Origin of the sequence: Janthinobacterium sp. SUN120, from assembly GCF_030397735.1 — a bacterium.
In the GTDB taxonomy this organism is placed as follows: Bacteria; Pseudomonadota; Gammaproteobacteria; order Burkholderiales; family Burkholderiaceae_D; genus Janthinobacterium; species Janthinobacterium kumbetense.
Window position 1 is genome coordinate 283808 of the sequence record NZ_JAPUBW010000001.1, and the last position, 23680, is coordinate 307487.

Here is a 23680-nt window from a genome sequence, read left to right on the forward strand (position 1 = left end):
ATAATCAAATTCCTCCCATGCACAAGTATTTGATATCGAGGAAGTCGTCCATGCCGTAATGCGAGCCTTCGCGGCCCATGCCCGAATGCTTGACGCCGCCAAATGGCGCCATTTCATTGGCGATCATGCCCGTGTTGATGCCGACCATGCCCACTTCCAGTTCTTCCGCCACGCGCCAGACTCTGCCCAGGTCGCGGCTGTAGAAATAGCCGGCCAGGCCGAACTGCGTGGCGTTGGCCATGGCGACGACTTCCTCTTCGCTGCCGAAACGGAACAGCGGCGCCAGCGGGGCGAAGGTTTCCTCGGTGGCCACCAGCATGTCGCTGTTCGCTTCGAGTACCACGCTGGGCTCGAAAAAGCTGCCGCCCAGCGCATGGCGCTTGCCGCCGATGGCCAGCTTGCCGCCCTTGGCCAGCGCGTCGGCGATGTGCTGCTCGATCTTGCGCACGGCGTTTTCATCGATCAGCGGGCCTTGCGTGACGCCCGCGTCCAGGCCATTGCCGAGTTTCAGCTCGGCTACCTTGGCCACCAGGCGGGCGGCGAAGTCGTCGTAGATGCTGTCCTGTACGTAGATGCGGTTGGCGCAGACGCAGGTCTGGCCGCTGTTGCGGTATTTCGACATCAGCACGCCTTCGACGGCCGCGTCGATGTCGGCATCCTCGAAGACGATGAAGGGCGCGTTGCCGCCCAGTTCCAGCGATAGCTTCTTGATCGTGCCGGCCGCCTCGCGCGACAGCCAGGCGCCCACTTCGGTCGACCCCGTAAACGTGATCTTGCGCACCAGGTCGTTGTGGCACAGTTCCGTGCCGATCGCCTGTGCCGCGCCCGTCACCACATTGAAGACGCCAGGCGGCACGCCGGCCCGCAGCGCCAGTTCGCCCAGGGCCAGGGCCGACAGCGGCGTTTGCGACGCCGGCTTCAAGACCATGCTGCAGCCGGCCGCTAGGGCCGGGCCGGCCTTGCGCGTGATCATGCCGTTCGGGAAATTCCACGGCGTGATGGCCGCGCACACGCCAATCGGCTGCTTGATGACGACGATGCGCTTGTCGTTCGACGGCGGCGCGATGACGTCGCCATACGCGCGCTTGCCTTCCTCGGCGAACCATTCCAGGTAGGCCGCGTTCGAAACGATCTCGCCCTTGGCTTCGGCCAGCGACTTGCCCTGTTCCGTGGTGAGTATCAGCGCCAGGTCGTCCGCGTGCTGCAAAATCAAGGCATGCCAGGCGCGCAGCACCGTGGCGCGCGCCTTGACGGTCTGCTTGCGCCACAGCCGGAAGGCCGCATGCGAGGCGGCGATGGCGCGCCGCGTCTCGGCCGCGCCCATGCGCGGCACGGTGGCGATCACTTCGCCGGTGGCGGGATTGGTGACGGCGATGGTGGCGCCGTCATCGGCGTCGCACCAGGCGCCGTCGATCAGGCATTGCTGTTTCAACAGGCTTGCGTCTTGCAGGTTCAACATGAGGGTTCTCCTTGAATGGGGGCTTAGCCAGCTACAGATACTTGCGCGAGGCCGGCATCGACGATGATGTTCTGTCCCGTGATGCCGTCCGAATCGTCGGCCGCCAGGAACAGGGCCGTGCGCGCCACGTGGCCCGCGTCGAGCCGGTATTTCAGGCATTGCAGTTCGATGAAGCGGCGGTCTTCTTCCGGGTCGCGCCACAGCGCGGCCTGGCGGTCCGTGGCGATGGCGCCCGGCGCGATGGCGTTGACGCGGATATTCTGTTCGCCCAGCTCGCGCGCCAGGGTGCGCGACAGGCCCGCGATGCCCGCCTTGGACGTGGTGTAGCCGACCAGGTTGGGGCGTCCGCGCATCCATGAAATGGAGCCGAGGTTGATGATGGAACCGCCGCCGGCGGCGGCCATGCCGGGCGCCACCTGCTGGATGGCGAACACGTGGTGCTTGAGGTTCAGTGCCAGGCAGTTGTCCCAGTACTCGGGCGTCAGTTCGGCCAGCGAATGGCGGTCGTCGCGGCCCGCGTTATTGAGCAGCACGCGGATGGCGCCGAAGCGCGCCTCGACGTCGGCCAGGCTGGCCTGGTAGGCGGCGATGTCGCGGATGTCGCTGTAGACGAAACAGGGCGCATGGCGGCACAGGGGCGCCAGGCGCGCGGCCAGGGCGGCGCTGGCGTCGCGGTCGATGTCGCAAAAAGCCACTTGCGCGCCTTGCAGGGCGAAGTGTTCGACCAGGGCGGCGCCGATGCCGGAGCCGCCGCCGGAAACGAAGACCACGCGGTCCTGCAGGCTGGGGTAGAGAGTGATGTTGGCGTTCATGCTGTCCTCAGGGTGAAGATCCGGGTATCAATCCCGGTACAGGGGTTCGGGGCGGCCGGCCACGTCCAGGCGCACGGCAAAGAGGCCGCCCGCCTGCGGCTGGCGCGCCAGTTCGTCGTCGCTGGCGCCTTCGCGCGCGCTGGTGATGTACAGGGTGCGCAGGTCGGCGCCGCCAAAGGCGATCATGGTGGGGCGTGTGACGGGAACGCGCACGATGCCGATGATCTCGCCCTGCGGCGAAAAGCGCAGCACCCGGCCGCCTTCGTATTGCGCGCTCCAGTAGCAGCCTTCCGCATCGAGCGCCGCGCCATCGGGGCGGCCGCCGTACACGGCGTCTTCGCCCTTGGCGGGCAGGCGGGCAAACACCTTGCGCTCGCCCGGCTGGCCGCTGGCCGCGTCAAACGCGAAACGGTAGATCACGTGGTTCGGCGTGTCGGACTGGAACAGGGCTTGGCCATCCGCGGCGAACGCCAGGCCGTTGCTGACTTTCACGCCAAGGCCCTGCTGCGGCCCCCAGCCCAGGCGCGTGGCGCCCCGTTCCAGGCAAAACATGGCAGCCAGTTCCGCCGTGCGCGGCTCGTACATGGCGCCGGCCCAGAAGCGCCCGGCGCTGTCGCAGCGGCCATCGTTGAAACGCATGTCGGCGCTGTCGTAGGGCGCATCGGCCAGCTTGTCGAGCAAGCCTTCCTGCGGGTAGAAACGGTAGAAACCGTCGCGCAGGGCCGCCACCAGGCCGCCTTTTTCCGCCAGGGCGATGCAGCCCGGTTCGCACGGCACCCACCAGACGCGATCAAGACCGGTCGCCGGATCGTAGCGGTGCAGGCGGCGTCCGGCGATGTCGATCCAGTACAAACACTGTTCGGCCACGCTCCACAGCGGGCATTCGCCCAGCTGGGCGCGCGCGTCGAGGGCCAGTTCGGCTTGCCATTCACGCATGGGCCTCCTCCGCATTTTCCTGCATGGCCAGGCGCATGGCCATGTGCAGCGTCTCGCCGGGCGCCAGCAGGCGCATGCCCGTGTCGTGCGCACCGCGCGCTGCCAGCGCAAACGCGTTATTGGCGTGCGTGACGGGTTCGATGGCGATGAAGCTGCGTTCGTCGTTGGGCGCGAAGCACACGAGGTGGCGGCAATTGTCGCTGGCCGACAGCTGCACGCTGTAGTCGCCGTAATCGAGGCTGGCGCGGCCCGTCCAGCCGCTGTAGCAATGGTCGCTGTGCCAGCCGGCCACGGGCTGCGGCGTGGCGAATGGCGACGCTTGCGCCACGGGCGCCAGACCGGCCGGCAGGTGGTCGGCGCCCATGCTCCACACGCCATCCCATTGCGTTTGCAGGCGCAGGCCGGGCGCCAGCGGAAAGTAGGGGTGAAAACCCAGGCCGGCGGGCATGGCGCGCGTATCGTCATTGCGCACCGATAAGGTCAGGCGCAGGCCGGCAGCGTCGAGCAGCACGGTTTGCCGCGCTTCGCAGGCGAACGGCCAGTCGGCGTCGCCGGCATGGATCAGCAGCAGTTCGGCGCTGTCGGCCGTGCGCGCAGCCACGTGCCAGGCGCGCTGCCAGCCGAAGCCGTGGATGCTGTGCGGCTCGGGCGTGAAGTTGGCGCGCAGGGCATGCGTCTGTTCCTGCGCCTGCAGCAGGGCGCCGCCGATGCGGTTCGAATACGGCACCAAAGGATAGCAGGCCATTTGCCGCACGTCGGCAGCGGCTGGCGCGGCGCGCAGGATGTCGCGCCCGCGCCAGCGGAAAGCCGCCAGCGCGCCACCCGTGGCCGGGTGGACGTCGGCGCGGCAGTCGCCGTGCGCCAGGGTGAAGGGAGACTGGTGGTTCATTTTCAGCCCTTCAAGCCGCCCGAGGTCAGGCCGCTGACGACCTTTTCCTGGAAGATCACGATCAGCACGACGATGGGGACGATGGCCACCACCAGCGCCGCCGAAATGATCGGCCACGGGAAGGCGAACTCGCCCTGGTACAGCTGGATGCCAACGGGCAGGGTACGGTAAGCCACGGCCGAATTCATCGACAGCGCCAGCAGGAACTCGTCCCAGGAATTCACAAACGCGAGGATGGCGGCTGTCGCCACGCCCGGCGCGGCCAGCGGCAGCACGATGCGCCACAGGGCGCTCAGGCGGGTGCAGCCGTCGAGCATGGCCGCGTTTTCGATGTCGCGCGGGATATCCTGGAAAAAGCTCACCATCATCAGGGTGCAGATGGGCAGGTTCAGCACCGTGTAGGGCAGCACCAGCGCCCAGTAGGAGTTCAGCAAGCCCAGGCTGCGCATGATTTCGAACAGCGGTACCATCAGGGTCACCAGCGGGAACATCGACACGCCGATGATGGCCGTCAGGATCAGGCCGCGGAAGCGCAGGCGCAAGCGGGCAATCGCATACGCGGCCAGTGCGCTGATGAACAGGCTGAGCAGGGTCGACAGGCCGGCCACGATCAGGCTATTCGTCAGGAACGTCAGCAGCGGCTGATCCTGGAAGGCGGAGATGAAATTGCCGATGGTCGGTTCGTGCGGCCAGTAGGTGATCGGCTTTTGCGTCAGCTCGCTCTCGGTCTTGAGCGAGGTAAACAGGATCCACAGGGCGGGGAAGACGCCGTTGAGGATGACGATCGCGGCGGCGAACCAGCGCAGGCGCTTCGATGAAAACAGGCCGCTCATTCTTTGTCTCCTCTTACATATTTCAGATACACAAACGTGGTGGCCATCGACAGCAGGAACATGAACACCGCCAGGGTCGAGCCGTAGCCCACGTCGAGGTAATCGACGGTATTGGACTGGATGTACATGGCCAGGGTCTTGGTTTCGTCGCCAGGGCCGGGCATGTTGTACGGAATATCGAAGGACTGGATGGCTGTCAGGGTGCGGAAGATCAGCGCCACCAGCATCGATGGCACCAGCAGCGGCAGGGTCACTTCCGTAAATTGCTTCCATTTGCTGGCGCCGTCCACTTCGGCCGCTTCATACAGCGAGGCGGGGATGGTTTGCAGGCCGGCCAATAAAATCAGGGCCATGAACGACGAGGTTTTCCAGATGGTCGTGATGCAGATGGCGGCCATGGTCAGCGCGGGCGAATTGAACCAGATCTGCGGCTCCCAGCCCAGGCCGGGGATCAAGAGGTCGATGCAGCGGATGATGTCGTTGACCAGGCCGTATTCGCTGTGGAAGAACCAGGCGAAGATCAGGCCGACGAAGGCCAGCGGCAGTGCCCACGGCAGCAGCAGTGCCAGGCGCACGGGCCAGCGATACTTGAACGGCATGTTGGCCAGCATGGCCAGGCCCAGGCCCGCCACCAGCGCGCCTGGTACGGTGACGACGGTGATGATGACGGTGTTTTTCAGCGACTTCCAGAACAGCGCGTCTTCCAGCGCCATCTTGTAGTTGTCCAGGCCCACGAAACTGGGCAGGCTGCCGCCGGACAGGCGGATGTCGAAAAAGCTGTTGTAGATCAATTTGCTGACCGGGTAGGCCACGATCAGCAGTAAAAAGAGAATCGCCGGCGTCAGCAGGACCCAGGCCAGCGTTGTTTCGCTGGGGTCCGTGATGCGGCTTTTCAGGGTGCGTTGCCTCATGATTTCCTCGTCTGTTGCGGTGTGCGTATGCGTGTGCCGCCCGCGCCGCCGTCGTGGCGGCACGGGCGTGATCCCCTTAGCGCAGGATGCGCTTGACGCGGTTTTCGATCTCGCCCACGGCCGCCACCGGCGTCTTCACGCCCGCCATCACGGCATTCGTGTTGACGCGCACGGCTTCGGACACTTCGCTGTAGCGCGGCGTGACGGGGCGCGAGCGGGCGCTTTGCACCACCGGCAGGGCGTCGGCGAACCAGCCATTGGCGGCCAGCACTTCCTTGTCCTGGTAGACGGATGGGTAGACGGGCAGGTTGGACGCCTTGAGGGCCAGCTGCTTCGACACTTCCGGGCTCGACAGCCAGCGCACCAGCTTGGCGGACGCCTCCTTGTTCTTCGAGAACGAGGACACGGCCCACTGCCAGCCGCCGATGCACGAGGCCGGCTTGCCGCCCGCCATGGCAGGCAGGCTGACGACGCCGACTTTATCTTTCACGCTGCTGTCGGCGCCATCCTGGAAGTGGTTCCAGGCATAGCCCCAGTTGACGGCGAACAAGACATTGCCTGCCTGGAACTCCTTGCGCGTATCGTCGGTGGCTACTTCGGCAATGTTTTTCTTTGCCACGCCCTGGTCGACCAGCTTGCGCCACATGGCCAGGCCCGCTTCCGCCTTGGGCTTGTCCAGGGTCAGCTTGCCGTTTGTGACCAGTTCGCCGCCCTGGCTCCAGTACGGCAGCAAAAAGGTGCAGACGGCGCCTTCGATGGCCTTGCCCTGGAAGCTGATGCCTTGCAATTCCGGATTCTTTTCGCCGGCCTGGATGGTGCGCGCCACGGTGGCCAGCTCATCCCAGGTTTTCGGCGCCGCCAGCTTGTACTTGGCCAGCAAGTCCTTGCGGTAATAGAGGAACATGGCGTCGGCAAAGGCGGGCAGGGCCACGACCTTGTTGTCGACCATATTCGCTTGCTTGTAGGCGGGCAGGTACTGGCCCATGATCTTGTCGCGGTCGGCGCCCAGGTATTTGTCCAGGCTTTCGATCCAGCCGGCCGACGCGTACTGGGCCGGGCGGATGATGTCGATCAGGAACACGTCCAGGGTGGTGTCGCCGGCCGACAGCACCGTGTTCAGGTATTTCTGCTGCAATTCGGACGTGGCGCCGCCCGTTTCCAGGTCGATCTTGACGCCGGGATTGGCTGCCATGAATTTGGCGAACAGTTCGCGCATGACTTCGGGGCGCTCCTGACCGCCGACGAACACCTTGACCGTTTGCGCGTGCGCGCTGGTGGCCAAGCCGGTGGCAAGGACGAAAGTGGCGCCGAGCGCCAGGACGAGGGATTTGATACGCATGATGTTGTCTCCTGTTTTTTTGGAATGGGTATGCCGGTCGTTCGCGGCTTATCGGGAGGGCAGTACCGCGCCCCCTTGCGGATCGAACAGATGGAATTTCTCCATGTCCAGCTGTACCGTTACTTGCTGTCCCGGCGCCAGGGCAAACGTAGGCGGCAGGCGCGCCGTCAATTCGCCCCCTTCGCACTGGAAGATGACCAGGGTTTCCGCGCCCAGCGGTTCGACCACCACCACTGTCGCGGCCAGGGCGGCGCTGGCGGGACTGGCCGCTTCCAGCGTGATGTCTTCCGGACGGATGCCGAATTCCACCGCGCGGCCGTCGAGCTTGCCGCATGCGGCCTGGCGCTCCGGCGGCAGGGCCAGGCGCGCCGCGCCCAGCACGATCTCGGCCTGGCCGGCGCCGTTGCGCGCCACCTTGGCACCGAGGAAGTTCATCGGCGGCGAGCCCGTGAAACCGGCGACGAATTTCGACACGGGTTCGTTGTAGATCTGGTCCGGCGTGCCGACCTGCATGATGTTGCCGCCGGACAGCACGACGATGCGCTCGGCCAGGGTCATCGCCTCGACCTGGTCATGCGTGACGTAAATGGTGGTGGCGCCTATGCGCTGGTGCAATTTCTTCATTTCCGTGCGCATTTCCGAGCGCAGCAGGGCGTCCAGGTTCGACAGCGGCTCATCGAACAGGAACAGCTTGGCCTGGCGCACGATGGCGCGGCCCATGGCCACGCGCTGGCGCTGGCCGCCGGACAGGGCGCGCGGCTTGCGGTCGAGTAAATGGTCGATTTTCAGGATGGTGGCGGCGGCGCGCACGCGCTGTTCGATTTCCGCCTTCGGGAACTTGCGCAGTTTCAAGCCAAAGCCCAGGTTGTCGAACACGGACTTGTGCGGATACAGCGCATAGTCCTGGAACACCATGGCGATATCGCGCTCGCGCGGCGGCAAGTCGTTGACGACCTGTCCCTCGATGGAGATGGTGCCGCCCGTGATCGATTCCAGGCCCGCGACCATGCGCATCAATGTTGATTTTCCGCAACCCGAAGGGCCCACGAAGACGACGAACTCGCCTTGCTTGATTTCCAGGTCGATGCCATGAATGACTTCGACGCCGTTGTCGTACTTCTTGACGACCTTTTCCAGTTTTACACCTGACATGCTTGTCTCCAAAAGATGCGAATGACGCGTCTGAGCGCGTTACGTGCGTTGCAACAATGTGTTGCAACAGAACAATTAGTAGGCGCCCGTGTCGAGGGCTTTCGCCAGCGACGGTTTCAGGGCCGTGATAAAGGCGTTGGCCTGGCGCATCATCATGCCCATGTCCGAAGCGATGGCCACGTAGTCATAGCCGTAATGGATGAAAGTGTGCACCATTTCCGGCGAGGGGCCGACAATGCCGATGGGTTTGCCGATGGCGCGGGCGCGGCGGGCCGCGTCGGCGATCGCCGCCTGCACGTCCGGGTGGCCGATATTGCCGATATGGCCCATGGCGGCCGACAGGTCGCCCGGCCCCACGAACAGGGCGTCGACGCCATCGACGGCGGCGATTTCTTCCAGCTGCCCCAGCGCGGCCGGGGTTTCCAGCTGGATAATCGAGAAGACGGCGCCGTTGGCGCGCGTGGCGTAGTCAGGCACGGTGCCATAGCGGCTGGCGCGGTGCATGGCGGCAAAACCGCGCGTGCCGGGAATGGCCTGGCCCGGCTGCGGATAGCGGGTGGCGGCCACGGCACTGCGCGCTTCGGCGGCGTTTTCCACGAACGGGAACATCAGGGTTTGCGCGCCGATGTCGAGCGCGCGCTTGATCTGCACCAGGTCGTTCCAGGCCAGGCGCACGACGGGGCAGGCTGGCGTGCCGCCCACGGCTTGCAGGATCTGGTAGGCGTCCTGGTAGTCGATGGGCACGTGTTCCATGTCCAGCACCAGCCAGTCGAAGCCGGCGCAGCCCATGGCTTCGGCCGTGACGGGCGTGCCGGCCATCAGCCAGCTGCCCAGCGGTACTGCGTTGTCCGCCAGCAAGGCGCGGAAAGGGTTGTCCAGGATATCCATAGTTGTGCTCTCTATATAGGTAGGGAAGGCGGCGGCGTCAGAAAATCGGCGGCTCCGGCGTGGCGGCGTTGCCCAGCAAGAAGTCCAGGTCGCAGCCCTGGTCCGCCTGCGTCACGTGCTCCATGTACAGCTTGGTGTAGCCGCGTGCATATTTCTGCGCCGGCGCCTGCCATTCGGCGCGGCGGCGCGCCAGTTCCTCGTCCGTCACATCCATGTTCAGGCTGCGCGCGGCGATGTCCAGTTCGATCATGTCGCCGTTGCGCACGAGGGCCAGCGGGCCGCCGACGGCCGCTTCCGGCGTGACGTGCAGCACGCAAGTGCCGTAATGGGTGCCGCTCATGCGCGCGTCGGAGATGCGCACCATGTCGCGTATGCCTTGCTGCAGCAGCTTTTTCGGCACGGGCAGATTGCCCCATTCCGGCATGCCGGGCGCGCCGATGGGGCCGCCATTGCGCAGGATCAAGACCGTGTTTTCATCGATATCCAGGTCGGGCGCGTGGATCTGCGCCAGCATTTCCGCGTTCGAGTCGAACACGAGGGCGCGCCCCCGGTGTTTGGCGAACTTCGGGTTGGCGGCCGACGGCTTGATGACGGCGCCGCCGGGACACAGGTTGCCGCGCAGCACGGCCAGCGCCGCGCCGTCGGCCACCGGCTGCGACACCTTGCGGATGACGCTGTCGTCCAGGCAGACGGCGTCGGCGATGTTCTCGCCCAAGGTACGGCCCGTCACGGTCAAGGCCGTCAAGTCCAGCTGCGGCATGATTTCCTTGAGCAGGGCCGGCATGCCGCCCGCATAGAAGAAATCTTCCATCAGCTTGTCGCCGGACGGGAAGAGGTTGGCGATGACGGGCACTTTTTGCGCCATCGCATCCATTTCATCGAGCGACAGGGCCAGGCCGGCGCGCCCGGCGATGGCGACCAGGTGGATGGCCGCGTTGGTCGAGCCGCCGAGCGCCATATAGGCGGCCACGCCATTCGACAGCGCGGCGCGGGTGAAGAAGCGCGACGGCTTCAAGTCTTCCCACACCATGCCGACGATGCGCTCGCCGCATTGCGAAGCCATGCGCACGTGGTTGGCGTCCATGGCGGGAATGCTGGTGGCGCCCGGCAAGGTAAAGCCCATGGCTTCGACGATGGACGTCATGGTGGACGCCGTGCCCATGGTGTTGCAGGTGCCGGGCGAGCGCGTCATCTTCGCTTCCAGCTTGATCCACTCGGGCTTGGCGATGTCGCCGGCCACGTAGTCGTCCCAGAATTTCTTGGTATGCGTGCCCGCGCCCACGCTCTGGCCACGGTAGCGGTCGTTGAGCATGGGGCCGGCGGGGCAGAAGATGGCGGGGATGTCCATGCTGATGGCGCCCATCAGCATGCCGGGCGTCGTCTTGTCGCAGCCGCCGAGCAGCACGGCGCCGTCGATGGGTAGCGAGCGCAGCAGTTCTTCCGTTTCCATGGCGAGGAAGTTGCGGTAGATCATGGTGGTGGGCTTGACCATCACTTCGCCCAGCGACAGGGCCGGCAGTTCGACGGGGAAGCCGCCGGCCAGCAGGATGCCCCGTTTGACGGCTTCGGCCCGTTCGCGCAGGTGCGAGTGGCACGGCGACAGGTCGCTCCAGGTATTGATGATGGCGATGACGGGGCGGTCGAGGAATTCCTCGCGGCGCAGGCCCATCTGCTGCAGGCGCTGGCGGTGGGCGAACGAGCGCATGTCGTCTGGGGCCAGCCAGCGCTGGCTGCGCAGGGATTCCAGCGTGCGGCGGGAGGTAGCGGAGCTCAATGTGTGTCCTTTTTGGTTGCCTGGTGCGCTGCGTATGGCGTTCCAGTGCGGCTGTCTCGGGTCTTGCCTGCGGCCTTTGTTAGCGCTAACATTGCAAGTACAGCGAAATATAATTTGAATCGCAGGGGGCTGTCAACAGATTTAATGCAGGGAGAATGCGCGCCGGCTGGCATCTTGCCGCGCGCAGCCATTACACTATCGGCATGATTTCATTGGCACCAATTTCCACAGTGGAATTTCTGCGGCCCGGCCGGTACGCCGCGGCGCAGCGGCGCCACGCTGGCATCCCCTGTGCCGCCGGCCATGGCATGATGCATGGTGATCACCGATTTTTGAGAAGGCAGTACCCATGAACGACCCAGTACGCAAGCGGCGTGGCCTCGGCCGCAGCACCGTGTTCGATGTGGCCAAATTGGCACAGACCTCGGCCATTTCCGTGTCGCGCTATTTCAAGGAGCCGGACCGCGTGTCGCAGGAAACGCGCGAGCGCATCAAGAGCGCCATCGACCAGCTCGGCTACATCCGCAACGAGGCGGCCGGCGGCCTGGCGTCGACCCAGGGCCGCATCGTGGGCGCCATCGTGCCCAGCGTGTCGAACTCCATCTTTGCGGAAACCATCCAGGGCTTGTCGACCACCTTGTCGCAGCACAATTACCAGTTGCTGCTGGCCACCCACGATTACTCGATCGAGACGGAAGAGAAGGTGGTGCGCGCCTTTCTCGGCTGGTCGCCGCGCGCGCTGGTGCTGACGGGCGCCGACCACAGCGCCGCCACGGAAACCTTGCTGGCCGGCTTGCAGATTCCCGTCATCGAAACGTGGGATATCCGCCCCGAGCGGCCGTATCCGCAAATCGGTTTTTCGCATATCGCCACGGGGCGCGACATGACCTTGTATTTGCACGCGCAAGGCTACCGGCGCATCGTCTACGTCGACAGCGGCATCGGCAGCGATTTCCGCGCGCGCAAGCGGGCCCAGGGCTATGAGGAAACCATGCAGCAGCTGGGTTTGCGTCCGGAAATCGTGCAAGCGTCGGTGACGGCGCCGCTCGACGCGGGCGGGCAGGTATTCAGCGAGCAAATGGCGCGCGCCGAGCGTCCCGACGCCCTGTTTTTTGCCAACGACAACATGGCTGCCGGGGCCATCTATGAAGCGGCGCGCCTGGGCATCCGCATTCCCGAGCAATGCGCGGTGGCGGGCTTTGGCGACTTCCCGTTCTCGGAAAAACTCATGCCGGCGCTGACGACGATCCGCGTGCCCCGCTATGACATCGGCCGGCTGGCCGCGCAAGCCATCCTGCAGCGCCTGGGCGAAGTGGACGAGGGCGCGGCGCCGCCGGCCCTGGCGCCGCTGGCCTACCAGCTGATTGCGCGGGCCAGCGCTTGAGATGCCCCGGCTGCGACAGATATTGATGAATCATATTTCCATCATCACAACATGCAATTGGCTTGATATGCTGCGATGCGGCATCATTCATCTGTCTCCTCTACTTCCTCACAGGAATTAGATTCAGCCCGCTCCCGCAGCGGGCTTTTTTTTGCCCCGCCGGTGTTCGAGCATGTATTCACATGAGTGGCAATAATGGATGTATGAAGTTTTACCATTATTTTTCATGGATGAAAGCCACTATGATGTATTCATACTTCACTAGGAGGCACTACCGCCATGACCGTCACGACACATAATCTGGGCTACCCGCGCATCGGCGCCAAACGCGAACTGAAATTTGCCCTGGAAGATTACTGGAAGGGCGGCAGCACCTTGGCCGCGCTGGAAGGGCAGGGCGCCGAATTGCGCCAGCGCCACTGGCAAGACCAGAATGCGCTGGACCTGGCGCCCGTCGGCGACTTTTCCTTCTACGACCAGGTGCTGGACTTGAGCTTTACGCTCGGCAACCTGCCGCAGCGCGTGCGCGGCCTGACTGGCGCGGCGCTCGATAACTATTTCCGCGTGGCCCGCGGCCGCTCGGCCAGCGACAGCGATTGCAGCTGCGTCCACGCCGGTGAAATGACGAAATGGTTCGACACCAATTATCACTACATCGTGCCGGAATTTTCGGCCGGCACGCAATTCAAGCTCGACAGCAGCCGCCTGTTGCAGCAACTGGCGCAGGCGCGCCAGCTGAATGTAAAGGCCAAGCCCGTGCTGATCGGGCCCGTCACCTATTTGTGGCTGGGCAAGGCCAAGGACGATTCCGACAAGCTGGCGCTGCTGCAAGGCTTGCTGCCCGTCTACGTGCAGTTGCTGCAGGAACTGGCCGCGCAGGGTGTGGAGTGGGTGCAGATCGACGAGCCGATACTCGTCACGGAACTGGGCGGCGCCTGGCAGCAGGCGCTCGTCACGGCCTACGCTGCCTTGAGCAAGGTCAACAGCGTCAAACTGCTGCTGGCCACGTACTTCGGCAAGCTGCAAGACAACCTGGCGCTGGCGTGCACGCTGCCCGTGCAGGGCTTGCACCTGGACGCCGTCAACGCCCGCGAGGAAGTCGAGCAAGTGATCGCCCAATTGCCAAGTTCGAGCGTCTTGTCGCTGGGCGTGGTGAACGGCCGCAATATCTGGAAGACGGATTTGACCGAGGTGCTGGCGTGGCTGGAACCCGTGCACGCCAGGCTGCAGTCGCGCCTGTGGATCGCGCCGTCGTGTTCCCTGCTGCACGTGCCCGTCGACCTGGACAGCGAACAAAAGCTCGATGCCGATATCCAATCCTGGCTGGCCTTTGCCCGTCAAAAGCTCGATGAAGTGCACACCATCGCCAGCGCCCTGAACCAGGGCCGCGCCTGCGTGCAAGCGGCGCTGGATGCTAATCATGCGGCCGTGCAAGCGCGCCGCCAGTCGCCGCGCGTGCATAATCCCCAAGTCAAGGCGGCCGTGGCCCGCATCGACGCCAGCCTGGGCCAGCGCGCCAGCGGCTATGCCGCGCGCGCCGCCAAGCAAGCCGCGCTGCTGCAACTGCCGCTGTACCCGACGACGACCATCGGCTCGTTTCCGCAGACGGCGCCAATCCGCCAGGCCCGCAGCCAGTTCCGCAGCGGCCAGCTGGACGAAGCCGGCTATAAACAGCTGATGCAGGCGGAAATCGCCCATTGCGTGCAGGAACAGGAAAGCCTGGGCCTGGACGTCTTCGTGCACGGTGAAGCGGAACGCAACGACATGGTGGAATACTTCGGCGAACAGCTTGACGGCTATGCCTTCAGCCAGTTCGGCTGGGTGCAATCATACGGTTCGCGCTGCGTGAAACCGCCCATTTTGTTCGGCGACATCAGCCGCCCGCGCGCCATGACGGTCGAGTGGAGCACCTATGCCCAGTCGCTGACGGACAAGCCGATGAAAGGCATGCTGACGGGGCCCGTCACCATCCTGAACTGGTCCTTCGTGCGCGACGACCAGCCCCGTTCCGTGTCGTGCCACCAGCTGGCGCTGGCCATACGCGCCGAGGTGCAGGACCTGGAACAGGCCGGCATCTGCGTGATACAGATCGACGAAGCGGCATTGCGCGAAGGCTTGCCGCTGCGCAAGTTGCAATGGGCCGAGTACCTGCGCTGGGCCGTCGAATCGTTCCGCATCACGGCCAATGGCGTGGCCGACGAAACGCAGATCCACACGCACATGTGCTATTCGGAATTCAACGACATCATCGCGCAGATCGCCGACATGGACGCGGACGTCATCACGATCGAAACGTCGCGCTCCGATATGGAATTGCTGGACGCCTTCGATGATTTTAATTACCCGAACGAAATCGGCCCCGGCGTCTACGATATCCACTCGCCCAACATTCCGAGCCAGGAACAGATGGTCAAGCTGATGCGCAAGGCGGCCGAACGCATCCCCGCGCACCGCCTGTGGGTCAACCCCGATTGCGGCCTCAAGACGCGCGGCTGGAAAGAAGTCATTCCCGCGCTGGCCAATATGGTGGCGGCGGCGAAAACCTTGCGCGGCGACAAGGTCTGAGGATGGCGGGGCAGGGGAGGCCTGTAGAGATATAGCGGGATCGTATTTCTATCATCACAACATGCAATTGGATAATGATGCTGCGATGCGGCATCATTCACCTGTCTCCTCTATCTCCTCCAAGGAAATAGATTCAGCCCGCTTCCGTAGCGGGCTTTTTTTTGCCCGTTTCCATCGGCTGATCGCTTACCATACCTTCACGTAATCCTGCCTTCCAGAAGGAAACCAACGGATGATGCCTCTGTTACGCGCCGCCGGCATGCTCGCGCTGATGGCGCTTGGCGCCTGCTCGGCGGAAAAGCACCCGCTCGACCGCCATCTGGCCCAGTTGCGTCCGGTCACGGTCGCAGCGTTGCCCGACATGGGGTGGCCGGCCGGCACGGCGCTGTGCCCGCTGGGTCTTTATCAGAGCGAGCTGAGCGAATCGGCGCCTCATGCAGACCGCGTCAACGCCTTCCTGAAGCAAAAGCAGTTTCTGGGGGATGAAGGCCATTGGTCGCTCATCGTCGTCAAGCCGTTGCCGGCGAGGGGCGCTGGTATCGAGCAACTGTTTTTCAAGCGTGCAGACTATGACGTGCTCAATGATCCGCAAGTCATCGCGCGCGATGCGCAGACCGTGCCGGGAGGGTTTGCGCCGCAGACTTGCGTAAGCGTGGAGCAAGCCCGCGTGCTGGTGACGCGCGAACAACGATCGCATCGAAAACTCATCATTTTCGGAACGTCCTAGGTCAGATATTGATGAAACATATTTCCATCATCACAACATGCAATTGGATTTATATGTTGCGATGCGGCATCATTGCACCTGTCTCCTCTACTTCCTCACAGGAATTAGATTCAGCCCGCTCCCGCAGCGGGCTTTTTTTTGCCCGTTTTACATGCACAAAGCTGCGCACGCTTGCTTGCCATCATCGCCATCGTGTTGCTTTTGTGCATGCTAAACTGGGCCTTCCCCAGACCAAGGTTGCCTGATGCTTCAATTATTTCGCCACACGCTGGAGTCCACGCCCATCCTCGCCCTGTTTCTCGTCATCGGCGCCGGTTATGCGCTGGGGCGCATCAGCGTGTTCGGCTTTTCGCTGGGCGTGGGCGGCGTGCTGTTCGCGGGGCTGGCGCTGGGCGCGTTTGCTCCCGGTGCCGTGCCGCCGCCGATGGTCGGCTCCATCGGATTGCTGCTGTTTCTGTATGGCATAGGCGTGCAGTATGGCGTGCAGTTTTTCGCCGGCTTGCGCGGCGCGGGGCAGAAACATAACCTGATCGCCTTTGCCGCCGTCATGGGCGGCCTGGCCGTGTCCGTCTGGGGCGGGCAGTGGATCGATATCTCGCTGCGCATGGCCAGCGGCGTGTTTGCCGGCGCCATGACCAGCACGGCCGCCCTGCAGGCGGCGCTGGAAGCGTCGCACGGCAATGGCGACGCGGCCGTCGGCTATGCCGTCGCGTACCCGTTCGGCGTGGTCGGCCCCATGCTGGGCCTGTACCTGGCGGGGCGCATATTAAAACCCGTGCTGACGCCGCCGCCGGCGCCCATCGTCGTGTCCGAAATTACCATCGATGAAGCGAAATTGGCGGGTGCGGCCCTGTCCGAACTGGCCGATGGCCCCCTGGCGGGCGTGCAGGTGATCGGCGTGCGCCAGGGTCACCAGAACCGCTTGCCCGATCCGGGCCTCGTGCTCGGCGTTGGCGATGCGCTGATGGTGTCGGGCACGGTGGCGGGCGTCGAAGCGGCGCGCACGGCGCTGGGCCACCTGGACCCGGGCCGGCTGATGAAGGACCGCAGCGCGTTCGATGGCACGGAAGTGTTCGTGTCGGATGCGGAAATCGTCGGCGTGCCCCTGGGCGAGCTGAATCTTGGGAAAGATTTTCCCCTGCAGATCGCCTTCATACGCCGCGGCGACGCCATGATCCTGCCGCACCCGTTCCTGACCCTGGAATTCGGCGACAGGGTGATGGCCATTGCACCGGCGAAACATGCGGCCGACGTGCGCAAGCTGTTCGGCAATTCCATCACGGCCACGGCCGAGTTCAGCTATGTGTCGCTGGGCATGGGCATGGTATTGGGTGTATTGCTGGGCCTGGTGCCTATCCCCTTGCCGTGGATAGGCTCGTTCAGCCTGGGCCTGGCGGGCGGTCCGCTGGTGATGGCGCTGATCCTGGGGCGCCTGGGCAGGGTCGGCAAGATCAGCTGGCGCTTGCCGCTGTCGGCCAACTTGGTCATGCGCAACTATGGCTTGACGATTTTCCTCGCCTCCGTCGGCATGGCGTCCGGCTTGCCCTTCGTGCAGCAAGTGGGCGCCGATGGCTTGCCCATGCTGGCGCTGGGGGCCGTGACGGTGCTGGTGGTGGTGGCGCTCGTCGTGATCCTGGGCAAGGTCTTCCTGCGCCTGCCGTTTCCCGAGCTGCTGGGCATCGCGGCCGGCGCCACGGGCAACCCGGCCGTGCTGGTGTTCGCCAACCGCCTGGCCAAGTCGGACCGCCCGAACCTGGGCTATGCCATGATCTTCCCCAGCATGACCATCGTCAAGATCGTGGCCGTGCAGGTGTTGCTGCATTTGTATGGGTGATGGTGGCCAGCGTCAATCGCTTGCAGGGCGAAGTTGCTTGTTGGCCTCAATAAAACGGATGCCAAAAGACAGCAGCAAGGCGGCTGCGGCGCATCCTGCGGCAAGCCACAGGTTGGCTGAGAGGCCCAGCCTGTCCACTGCCTGGCCACCGGTCCACGCCCCGAGCGCAATGCCGATATTGAAGACACCCACATACAGCGCGGCGACGATCTCCACGGCCCGGGGCGCTGCCTTCAGCATCAAGGTCATCAGGCCGACCGATACGCCGCCATAGGCCAGTCCCCAGGCCAGCAACACCATGCCGCCGCCGATGCCGGAATCGCCGATCGCCAGGAACAGCAGCGGCGTGAGCAGCAGGCCGCCCGAGATGGCGATGATGGTAGTCGCCGTGCGCCGCACGGCAACCACGCCCACCAGGAAGTTTCCAATGATGCCCGCGCAGCCATAGGCAAACAGCAGCGCGCCCAGCCATTGCGCATCAAACCCCGACACGGACAGCATTAGCGGGCGCACGAAGGTAAAGGCCATGAAATGGCTGCTTACCAGCAACAGAGTCAGAAGCAGCCCCGCTTGCAACTGCCTGTTGCGCAGCTGTTTGCCGAATTGGCGCCAGGTCGTCGAACCGGTAGCGGGCAGTGCGGGAATGACGGCCAGATGCAGCGCCAGTACCAGGCTGCTGAACAGCGCCATGACGCCGAAGGCCCAGCGCCATCCCGCAACGTCGCCGATTTGTGCGCCTAGCGGCACGCCCAGCACGGAGGCTGCCGCCACGCCACCGAAGATGATCGACGTTGCCAGGCCGGTCGAGCGGGCAGGAACCAGGCGGGAAGCGAGGCCGCCGGCGATGGCCCAGATGCCACCCATGCAAAAACCGACGAGCACACGGGCAGCCAGCATCCACGCCATATTTTGCGCCAGGGCCGAGGCAATGTTCGCGATCACCAATAGTGTCAGCAAACCACAGAGAATCTTGCGCCGGTCCAGGCTGCCTGATGCGACCACGACCAGCGGCGCGAACAAGGCCGCCAGCAATGCTGGCAGCGAGATCATCAGGCCGGCGGTTCCCGTGGAGGTGTCCAGCGTGTCTGCAATCGGCGTCAACAGGCCGACCGGGAGCATTTCCGTCGTCACGACCGAAAAGGTGGCCATGCCGACAGCCCCGACCGCCAGCCACGGGTGGCGGACACGGGGTTGTGCGGCAGCGCAGGCAGACGTACTCATGGTTCATATCCTTCATGTGATCATTCGATAAACGGCGCATGCCCTGCTTGCAACGGAGGTGCATCAAAGTGATAATACATACAGCGCGTATGAATAGTATATATACATACGTAATGAATGTAAATAATCATACGCTGCGTATGTAAGGAGCAAGCAATGGTTCGCCGCACCCGTGTGGAAATGGAAGAAACCCGTGCATCGTTGCTGGCCACGGCCCGCAAAGTGTTTAGCGAGCGCGGCTATGCCGACACATCGATGGACGACCTCACCGCGCAGGCAGGGCTGACGCGTGGCGCCCTGTATCATCACTTCGGCGACAAGAAGGGCTTGCTGCTGGCCGTGGTGGAGCAGCTCGATGCGGAAATGGATGGCCGCCTGCAAGCCATCTCCGACAGCGCCGCAGACTCGTGGGAAGGCTTTCGCCAGCGCTGCCGTGCCTATCTGGAGATGGCCCTGGAGCCGGAAATTCAGCGCATCGTCTTACGTGATGCCAGGGCAGTCCTCGGTGGCGCTTCACCGGATTCGCAGCGCCATTGCCTCGACTCGATGCAAAAGCTGATCCAGCAGCTGATTCAGCAAGGCATCGTGGTCGACGCTTGCCCACAGGCATTGGCTTCGTTGATCTACGGCAGCCTGGCAGAAGCGGCGTTCTGGATCGCAGACGGTGACGAAGGCAATGCGCGCCTGATAAAAGGAGTGGCGGCGTTGGAATTGCTGCTGCGGGGGATGTTGCTTCAAAGGTAATTGTGTACAGTGGCAATCTCGCCAGAAGCGGACACGTCTGGAGACGTGGATGAGGATATTGAGCAGGGTTGGACTTATATAGACATGGAGGAAAAATATGCAAGTCAAGCGTATCGTTGCAAATTTCCCGGCGTCGGATCCGGGCCTGGCGCGGACTTTTTACCAGGACGTGCTGGGTCTGAGCCTGTTGATGGACCATGGCTGGATCATGACGTATGGTTCGCAAAGCGAGATGAGCGTGCAAGTGAGCTTCGCGACGCAAGGCGGCTCGAACACCGCTGTGCCCGACCTTTCCATAGAAGTCGATGACGTGGATGCCGCATTGTCACGCATGCGTGGAGCAGGGTTTCCCATTGAATATGGTCCTGCCGATGAACCTTGGGGTGTCAGGCGGTTTTTCGTGCGCGACCCTTTCGGCAAGCTCATTAATATCCTGTCGCACATATAGGTGAAGTGCCTGCGGCAGCAGGCAGTCAATTCCGCCCGCTTCCCTCGCGCGCCAGCCTTTGTAAAACCCCTGGCGCCGCTCCCAATCTGTTGTACAATCATTGAGAACGGTCGTGCTTTTTTGTGCGCTGAGCTTCCTTGCGTGCAGTCATCACGGCAACCGATAAGAACAAGGAGACAGACATGGACCTGCATTACACGGCCGGGGAGACGGCGTTCCGCGACACGGTGCGCGCCTTCCTCGACACCCATTTGCCGGCGGACTTGCAGCGCAAGGTGCGCCAGCATCTGCGCCTGAACCGCGATGATTACGTGCGCTGGCACAAGATTGTCGCAAAGCAAGGCTGGGCCGCGCCGGCCTGGCCCGTCGAACATGGCGGCACGGGCTGGACGGCCGTGCAGCGCCACATCTGGGAAGACGAGTGCGCGCGCGCCGCCACGCCGCCCATCCTGCCCTTCGGCGTCAACATGGTGGCGCCCGTCATCATGGCCTTCGCCAACGCCGAACAAAAAGCATATTATCTGCCGCGCATCCTCAACTGCGACGACTGGTGGTGCCAGGGCTACTCCGAGCCGGGCGCCGGTTCCGACCTCGCTTCCCTGAAAACCACGGCCCAGCGCGATGGCGACCATTACATCGTCAATGGCCAGAAAACCTGGACGACCCTGGGCCAGCACGCGGACATGATCTTTTGCCTGGTGCGCACGGATAGCACGGTGCGCAAGCAGGAAGGCATCAGTTTCCTGTTGATCGACATGAAAACGCCGGGCATCACCGTGCGTCCCATCATCATGCTCGATGAAGAGCATGAAGTGAACGAAGTCTTCTTCGACAACGTGCGCGTGCCCGTCGGCAACCTGGTGGGCCAGGAAAACAGGGGCTGGACCTACGCCAAGTATCTGCTGGGACACGAGCGCACGGGCATCGCCGCCGTCGGCCGCTCCAAGCGCGAATTGACTTTCCTCAAGCAACTGGCCATGCAGCAGACCAAGCGCGGCGCGCCGCTGCTGCACGATGCCGCCTTCGCCGCCAAGGTCGCTACCCTGGAAATCGAATTGATGGCGCTGGAAATGACGGTCTTGCGCGTCATCAGCGATGAAGGCAAGGGGCCGGGACCGCAGGCGTCGATGCTGAAGGTGCGCGGTTCGGAACTGCAGCAGCAGCTGACGGAACTGATGGTGGAAGCCATCGGCCCGCAAGCCTTGCCCTTCGATCCCGCTTTCCTCGATGGCGGCGCGCCGCACAGTGCCGCCGGCGACGACCTGGCAGCGCCGCTGGCCGCGTATTACTTCAATTACCGCAAGACATCGATCTATGGCGGCTCGAATGAAATCCAGAAAAATATCATCACGCAGATGATCCTGGGCCTGTAAGCCAGAAGGAGACGACATGGACTTCCATTTTAATCAGGAACAGCAGCAATTCGCCGATGCGCTCCGGCGCTGGGTCGACAAGGATTACTCGTTTGAAACGCGCAAGCAGATCGTCCACTCGGCCACGGGCGTCTCAAGCGCTGCCTGGGCCACCCTGGCCGAGCTGGGCATGACGGCCTTGCCGCTGCCGGCCGCGGCGGGCGGCTTCGACGGCACGGCCGTGGACATGCTGCTGGTGATGCAGGAACTGGGGCGCGGCCTCGTGGTCGAACCGTATTTCGCCACGGTGCTGGGCGCGCGTTTCCTCACGTTGGCGGGCGGTCATGACGCCGTGCTGGAGCAGGTGGCCAGCGGCAGCCTGAAGCTCGCGTGCGCGCTGGGCGAACGCCAGTCGCGTCACGATCTGCACGACATCGCCACCACGGCAACCGCCAGCGGCGACGGTTTCGTGCTGGACGGCGAGAAAACCGTCGTCATCCACGGTGCGCAGGCGGATTCCCTGATCGTTTCCGCGCGCAGCGGCGGCGGCCAGGACGGCACGGACGGCATTTCGCTGTTCCTCGTGCCTGTGGATGCGCCGGGTGTGACCGTGCGCGACTGCCGCACCATCGACGGCCAGCGCGCCGCCACCGTCACCCTCGTGCAAGTGGTGCTGGGGCATGACGCGCTGATCGGCCAGGCGGGGCAGGGCTGGGCCGTGCTGGACGCGGCCGTCGATTACGGCGCCGCCCTGCTGTGCGCGGAAGCCGTGGGCGCCATGGACGCCATCTTCGCCGCCACGCTCGAGTATCTGAAGACGCGCCAGCAGTTCGGCGCGCCGATCGGCAAGTTCCAGGCCCTGCAGCACCGCATGGCCGACATGTTCATCCACCTGGAGCAGGCGCGCTCGATGGCCATGCTGGCAGCCGCCAAGGTCGACAGCGCCGACGCGGCCGAGCGGCGACGCACGGTGTCCGCCGCCAAGGCGAGGGTGGGCCTTGCCGCCACCTTTGTCGGCCAGCAAGCCGTGCAATTGCATGGCGGCATGGGAGTGACGGACGAATTGCCTGCCGCCCACCATTTCAAGCGCCTCTCCATGATCGCCCTGACCCTGGGCGACGTGGAGCACCATATCGAGCGCTTTATCGCCCAGCCGGGCTTTTTGCCGACGGAGACCGCATGACCGCATTGACCGGAATCAAACCCAAGCACTGGTATTTCGAAGATTTTACGCAAGGCCTGGAAATCGACCTGGGCCAGCGCCACGTGACGGAGCGGGAAATCATCGCCTTCGCCACGGATTTCGATCCGCAGCCGTTCCACGTCGACCATGCGGCCGCTGAAAAAACCATCTTCAAGGGCGTTATCGCCAGCGGCTGGCACACGTGCGGCATGATGATGCGCCTGGTGGTGGATAACCTGCTCAAGCACTCGTCCAGTATGGGCTCGCCCGGCCTGGACAGCATCCGCTGGCTCAAGCCCGTGCGCGCGGGCGACACCTTGCAGCTGACCTACCAGGTCAAGGAAGTGCGCCCATCCACGTCGAAACCGGACCGCGGCATCGTCATTTCCGTGTGGAGCGTGCGCAACCAGCATGGCGAAGTGGTGACGACGGTGGAGGGCATGGGCATGTTCGGCCGCCGCCCGGCGGAGCCAGCGGAGCAACACCATGCGTGATATCGCCGGCATCGCAGGTTTCCAGGCCCTGGCGGGACAGCACGTGGCCGTTTCCGACTGGCTGACCATTACCCAGCAGCGCATCGACACCTTTGCCGACGCGACGGACGACCATCAGTGGATCCACGTCGACGCGGAGCGCTGCGCGCGCGAGTCGCCGTACGGCTGCACCGTGGCGCACGGTTTCTTGACCTTGTCCCTGTTGCCCGCCATGCTGCAGGGGGCCTTGCACATGGCCGGCATCCGCATGGCCATCAATTATGGGCTCAACAAGGTGCGCTTCCCCGCGCCCGTGCCCGTGAACAGCCGCCTGCGCGCGCGCCTCGACATCCTCTCCGTCGACGACTTGCCGGAAGGAGCGCAAGTCAACTGGGCCGTCACCATGGAGCGGGAAGGCGACACGAAACCCGTGTGCGTGGCGGAGTTTTTGATGCGCTGTTATCCCTGAGCAGCAAGTTGAACCGGCTTCGCTGGCCGGCAGGCAGTCGTGCGCTTCTGCGCGTGCACCAGGTGTACGCTGGTGGCGCGCCGGCGGTTTCCGGCGAAGGAGGCGATGATGTCCAACAAGGCAAACAGTGGAAATAGCGGCGCCGGCAAGGGCGCCACGGGCAGCGGCAAGGCGGCCGCCGGGGGCGGCGGCGCTACGGGCAGAGGTCCTGGCCCGGGAAATGCAGGCGGCTGGCCCAGCACGACGGGACGGCCATCGGGGACCAATCGTTCCAATGCCGCGCCGGC

At 64.1% G+C, this 23680-nt stretch carries 22 protein-coding genes; 10 read left to right on the forward strand and 12 right to left on the reverse strand.

The window, feature by feature from the left end:
- Positions 1-4: 4 nt before the first annotated feature.
- The 10 genes from O0879_RS01220 to araD form a co-directional block, all read right to left on the reverse strand.
- Positions 5-1459 carry an NAD-dependent succinate-semialdehyde dehydrogenase gene (locus O0879_RS01220; RefSeq protein ID WP_289910515.1) on the reverse strand — a complete coding sequence of 485 codons (1455 nt, stop codon included), beginning with the start codon at positions 1457-1459 and terminating at the stop codon, positions 5-7.
- Positions 1460-1482: 23 nt separating this feature from the next.
- Positions 1483-2271, reverse strand: a complete 789-nt coding sequence (locus O0879_RS01225) for an SDR family oxidoreductase (RefSeq protein WP_289914293.1) — start codon at positions 2269-2271, stop codon at positions 1483-1485.
- Between the two features lie 27 nt (positions 2272-2298).
- Complete coding sequence (locus O0879_RS01230; protein WP_289914294.1) at positions 2299-3207, reverse strand: SMP-30/gluconolactonase/LRE family protein; 909 nt, start codon at positions 3205-3207, stop codon at positions 2299-2301.
- Complete coding sequence (locus O0879_RS01235; RefSeq protein WP_289914295.1) at positions 3200-4096, reverse strand: aldose 1-epimerase; 897 nt, start codon at positions 4094-4096, stop codon at positions 3200-3202. Before O0879_RS01235 ends, O0879_RS01230 begins: the two co-directional genes overlap by 8 nt.
- Positions 4097-4098: 2 nt before the next feature.
- Positions 4099-4929, reverse strand: coding sequence for a carbohydrate ABC transporter permease (locus O0879_RS01240; protein ID WP_034755232.1), 831 nt, complete (start codon positions 4927-4929; stop codon positions 4099-4101).
- Positions 4926-5840: a sugar ABC transporter permease gene (locus O0879_RS01245; protein ID WP_289914296.1), complete on the reverse strand. Its 915-nt coding sequence runs from the start codon at positions 5838-5840 to the stop codon at positions 4926-4928. The genes O0879_RS01240 and O0879_RS01245 overlap by 4 nt, the downstream gene beginning before the upstream one ends.
- Before the next feature lie 76 nt (positions 5841-5916).
- A complete protein-coding gene (locus O0879_RS01250; RefSeq protein ID WP_289914297.1) occupies positions 5917-7179 on the reverse strand; it encodes an ABC transporter substrate-binding protein in 1263 nt (420 codons plus the stop codon).
- 48 nt (positions 7180-7227) lie between these two features.
- On the reverse strand, positions 7228-8331 hold the full coding sequence (gene ugpC, locus O0879_RS01255; protein ID WP_289914298.1) for a sn-glycerol-3-phosphate ABC transporter ATP-binding protein UgpC: 1104 nt from the start codon (positions 8329-8331) through the stop codon (positions 7228-7230).
- 75 nt (positions 8332-8406) lie between these two features.
- Positions 8407-9219 carry an aldolase/citrate lyase family protein gene (locus O0879_RS01260; RefSeq protein WP_289914299.1) on the reverse strand — a complete coding sequence of 271 codons (813 nt, stop codon included), beginning with the start codon at positions 9217-9219 and terminating at the stop codon, positions 8407-8409.
- A 37-nt stretch (positions 9220-9256) separates the two neighbouring features.
- Positions 9257-10993, reverse strand: a complete 1737-nt coding sequence (gene araD, locus O0879_RS01265; RefSeq protein WP_099667491.1) for an L-arabinonate dehydratase — start codon at positions 10991-10993, stop codon at positions 9257-9259.
- Positions 10994-11342: 349 nt separating this feature from the next.
- Here araD and O0879_RS01270 point away from each other — a divergent pair, with 349 nt between their 5' ends.
- From O0879_RS01270 to O0879_RS01285, 4 genes are all read left to right on the forward strand, one after another.
- Positions 11343-12377 (forward strand): LacI family DNA-binding transcriptional regulator, encoded by a 1035-nt coding sequence (locus O0879_RS01270; RefSeq protein WP_099667492.1) that lies wholly within the window; start codon positions 11343-11345, stop codon positions 12375-12377.
- A gap of 279 nt (positions 12378-12656) precedes the next feature.
- The gene (metE, locus tag O0879_RS01275) at positions 12657-14942 is read left to right on the forward strand and encodes a 5-methyltetrahydropteroyltriglutamate--homocysteine S-methyltransferase (RefSeq protein WP_289914300.1); all 2286 of its coding nucleotides are present in this window, start codon (positions 12657-12659) and stop codon (positions 14940-14942) included.
- 232 nt (positions 14943-15174) lie between these two features.
- Positions 15175-15669 (forward strand): hypothetical protein, encoded by a 495-nt coding sequence (locus O0879_RS01280; RefSeq protein WP_289914301.1) that lies wholly within the window; start codon positions 15175-15177, stop codon positions 15667-15669.
- A gap of 244 nt (positions 15670-15913) precedes the next feature.
- A complete protein-coding gene (locus O0879_RS01285) occupies positions 15914-17503 on the forward strand; it encodes a TrkA C-terminal domain-containing protein (RefSeq protein ID WP_289904642.1) in 1590 nt (529 codons plus the stop codon).
- A 12-nt stretch (positions 17504-17515) separates the two neighbouring features.
- Here the strand turns inward: O0879_RS01285 and O0879_RS01290 are convergent, their stop codons facing one another.
- Entirely contained in the window at positions 17516-18724 is a 1209-nt protein-coding gene (locus O0879_RS01290) for an MFS transporter (protein WP_289914302.1), read from the reverse strand.
- A gap of 156 nt (positions 18725-18880) precedes the next feature.
- Between O0879_RS01290 and O0879_RS01295 the strand changes: the two genes are divergently transcribed.
- The 6 genes from O0879_RS01295 (at position 18881) to O0879_RS01320 (ending at position 23393) form a co-directional block, all read left to right on the forward strand.
- The gene (locus O0879_RS01295; protein ID WP_289914303.1) at positions 18881-19468 is read left to right on the forward strand and encodes a TetR/AcrR family transcriptional regulator; all 588 of its coding nucleotides are present in this window, start codon (positions 18881-18883) and stop codon (positions 19466-19468) included.
- Positions 19469-19565: 97 nt separating this feature from the next.
- Entirely contained in the window at positions 19566-19916 is a 351-nt protein-coding gene (locus tag O0879_RS01300) for a VOC family protein (protein WP_289914304.1), read from the forward strand.
- A gap of 182 nt (positions 19917-20098) precedes the next feature.
- Positions 20099-21289 (forward strand): acyl-CoA dehydrogenase family protein, encoded by a 1191-nt coding sequence (locus tag O0879_RS01305; RefSeq protein WP_289914305.1) that lies wholly within the window; start codon positions 20099-20101, stop codon positions 21287-21289.
- 16 nt (positions 21290-21305) lie between these two features.
- Positions 21306-22451, forward strand: a complete 1146-nt coding sequence (locus tag O0879_RS01310) for an acyl-CoA dehydrogenase family protein (RefSeq protein WP_289914306.1) — start codon at positions 21306-21308, stop codon at positions 22449-22451.
- Positions 22448-22945 carry a MaoC family dehydratase gene (locus O0879_RS01315; protein ID WP_099667501.1) on the forward strand — a complete coding sequence of 166 codons (498 nt, stop codon included), beginning with the start codon at positions 22448-22450 and terminating at the stop codon, positions 22943-22945. The genes O0879_RS01310 and O0879_RS01315 overlap by 4 nt, the downstream gene beginning before the upstream one ends.
- Positions 22938-23393, forward strand: coding sequence for a MaoC family dehydratase (locus tag O0879_RS01320; RefSeq protein WP_251348291.1), 456 nt, complete (start codon positions 22938-22940; stop codon positions 23391-23393). The genes O0879_RS01315 and O0879_RS01320 overlap by 8 nt, the downstream gene beginning before the upstream one ends.
- Here the strand turns inward: O0879_RS01320 and O0879_RS01325 are convergent.
- Positions 23384-23668, reverse strand: coding sequence for a hypothetical protein (locus O0879_RS01325; RefSeq protein WP_289914307.1), 285 nt, complete (start codon positions 23666-23668; stop codon positions 23384-23386). The two genes, O0879_RS01320 and O0879_RS01325, sit on opposite strands and share 10 nt — an antisense overlap.
- Between the last annotated feature and the right edge of the window lie 12 nt (positions 23669-23680).

Bases quoted from the DNA above. Each gene is read 5' to 3' on its own strand.
- O0879_RS01220 (WP_289910515.1), bottom strand. From the start codon at position 1,459: ATGTTGAACCTGCAAGACGCAAGCCTGTTGAAACAGCAATGCCTGATC.
- O0879_RS01225 (WP_289914293.1), bottom strand. From the start codon at position 2,271: ATGAACGCCAACATCACTCTCTACCCCAGCCTGCAGGACCGCGTGGTC.
- O0879_RS01230 (WP_289914294.1), bottom strand. From the start codon at position 3,207: ATGCGTGAATGGCAAGCCGAACTGGCCCTCGACGCGCGCGCCCAGCTG.
- O0879_RS01235 (WP_289914295.1), bottom strand. From the start codon at position 4,096: ATGAACCACCAGTCTCCCTTCACCCTGGCGCACGGCGACTGCCGCGCC.
- O0879_RS01240 (WP_034755232.1), bottom strand. From the start codon at position 4,929: ATGAGCGGCCTGTTTTCATCGAAGCGCCTGCGCTGGTTCGCCGCCGCG.
- O0879_RS01245 (WP_289914296.1), bottom strand. From the start codon at position 5,840: ATGAGGCAACGCACCCTGAAAAGCCGCATCACGGACCCCAGCGAAACA.
- O0879_RS01250 (WP_289914297.1), bottom strand. From the start codon at position 7,179: ATGCGTATCAAATCCCTCGTCCTGGCGCTCGGCGCCACTTTCGTCCTT.
- ugpC (WP_289914298.1), bottom strand. From the start codon at position 8,331: ATGTCAGGTGTAAAACTGGAAAAGGTCGTCAAGAAGTACGACAACGGC.
- O0879_RS01260 (WP_289914299.1), bottom strand. From the start codon at position 9,219: ATGGATATCCTGGACAACCCTTTCCGCGCCTTGCTGGCGGACAACGCA.
- O0879_RS01270 (WP_099667492.1), top strand. From the start codon at position 11,343: ATGAACGACCCAGTACGCAAGCGGCGTGGCCTCGGCCGCAGCACCGTG.
- metE (WP_289914300.1), top strand. From the start codon at position 12,657: ATGACCGTCACGACACATAATCTGGGCTACCCGCGCATCGGCGCCAAA.
- O0879_RS01280 (WP_289914301.1), top strand. From the start codon at position 15,175: ATGATGCCTCTGTTACGCGCCGCCGGCATGCTCGCGCTGATGGCGCTT.
- O0879_RS01285 (WP_289904642.1), top strand. From the start codon at position 15,914: ATGCTTCAATTATTTCGCCACACGCTGGAGTCCACGCCCATCCTCGCC.
- O0879_RS01290 (WP_289914302.1), bottom strand. From the start codon at position 18,724: ATGAGTACGTCTGCCTGCGCTGCCGCACAACCCCGTGTCCGCCACCCG.
- O0879_RS01295 (WP_289914303.1), top strand. From the start codon at position 18,881: ATGGTTCGCCGCACCCGTGTGGAAATGGAAGAAACCCGTGCATCGTTG.
- O0879_RS01300 (WP_289914304.1), top strand. From the start codon at position 19,566: ATGCAAGTCAAGCGTATCGTTGCAAATTTCCCGGCGTCGGATCCGGGC.
- O0879_RS01305 (WP_289914305.1), top strand. From the start codon at position 20,099: ATGGACCTGCATTACACGGCCGGGGAGACGGCGTTCCGCGACACGGTG.
- O0879_RS01310 (WP_289914306.1), top strand. From the start codon at position 21,306: ATGGACTTCCATTTTAATCAGGAACAGCAGCAATTCGCCGATGCGCTC.
- O0879_RS01315 (WP_099667501.1), top strand. From the start codon at position 22,448: ATGACCGCATTGACCGGAATCAAACCCAAGCACTGGTATTTCGAAGAT.
- O0879_RS01320 (WP_251348291.1), top strand. From the start codon at position 22,938: ATGCGTGATATCGCCGGCATCGCAGGTTTCCAGGCCCTGGCGGGACAG.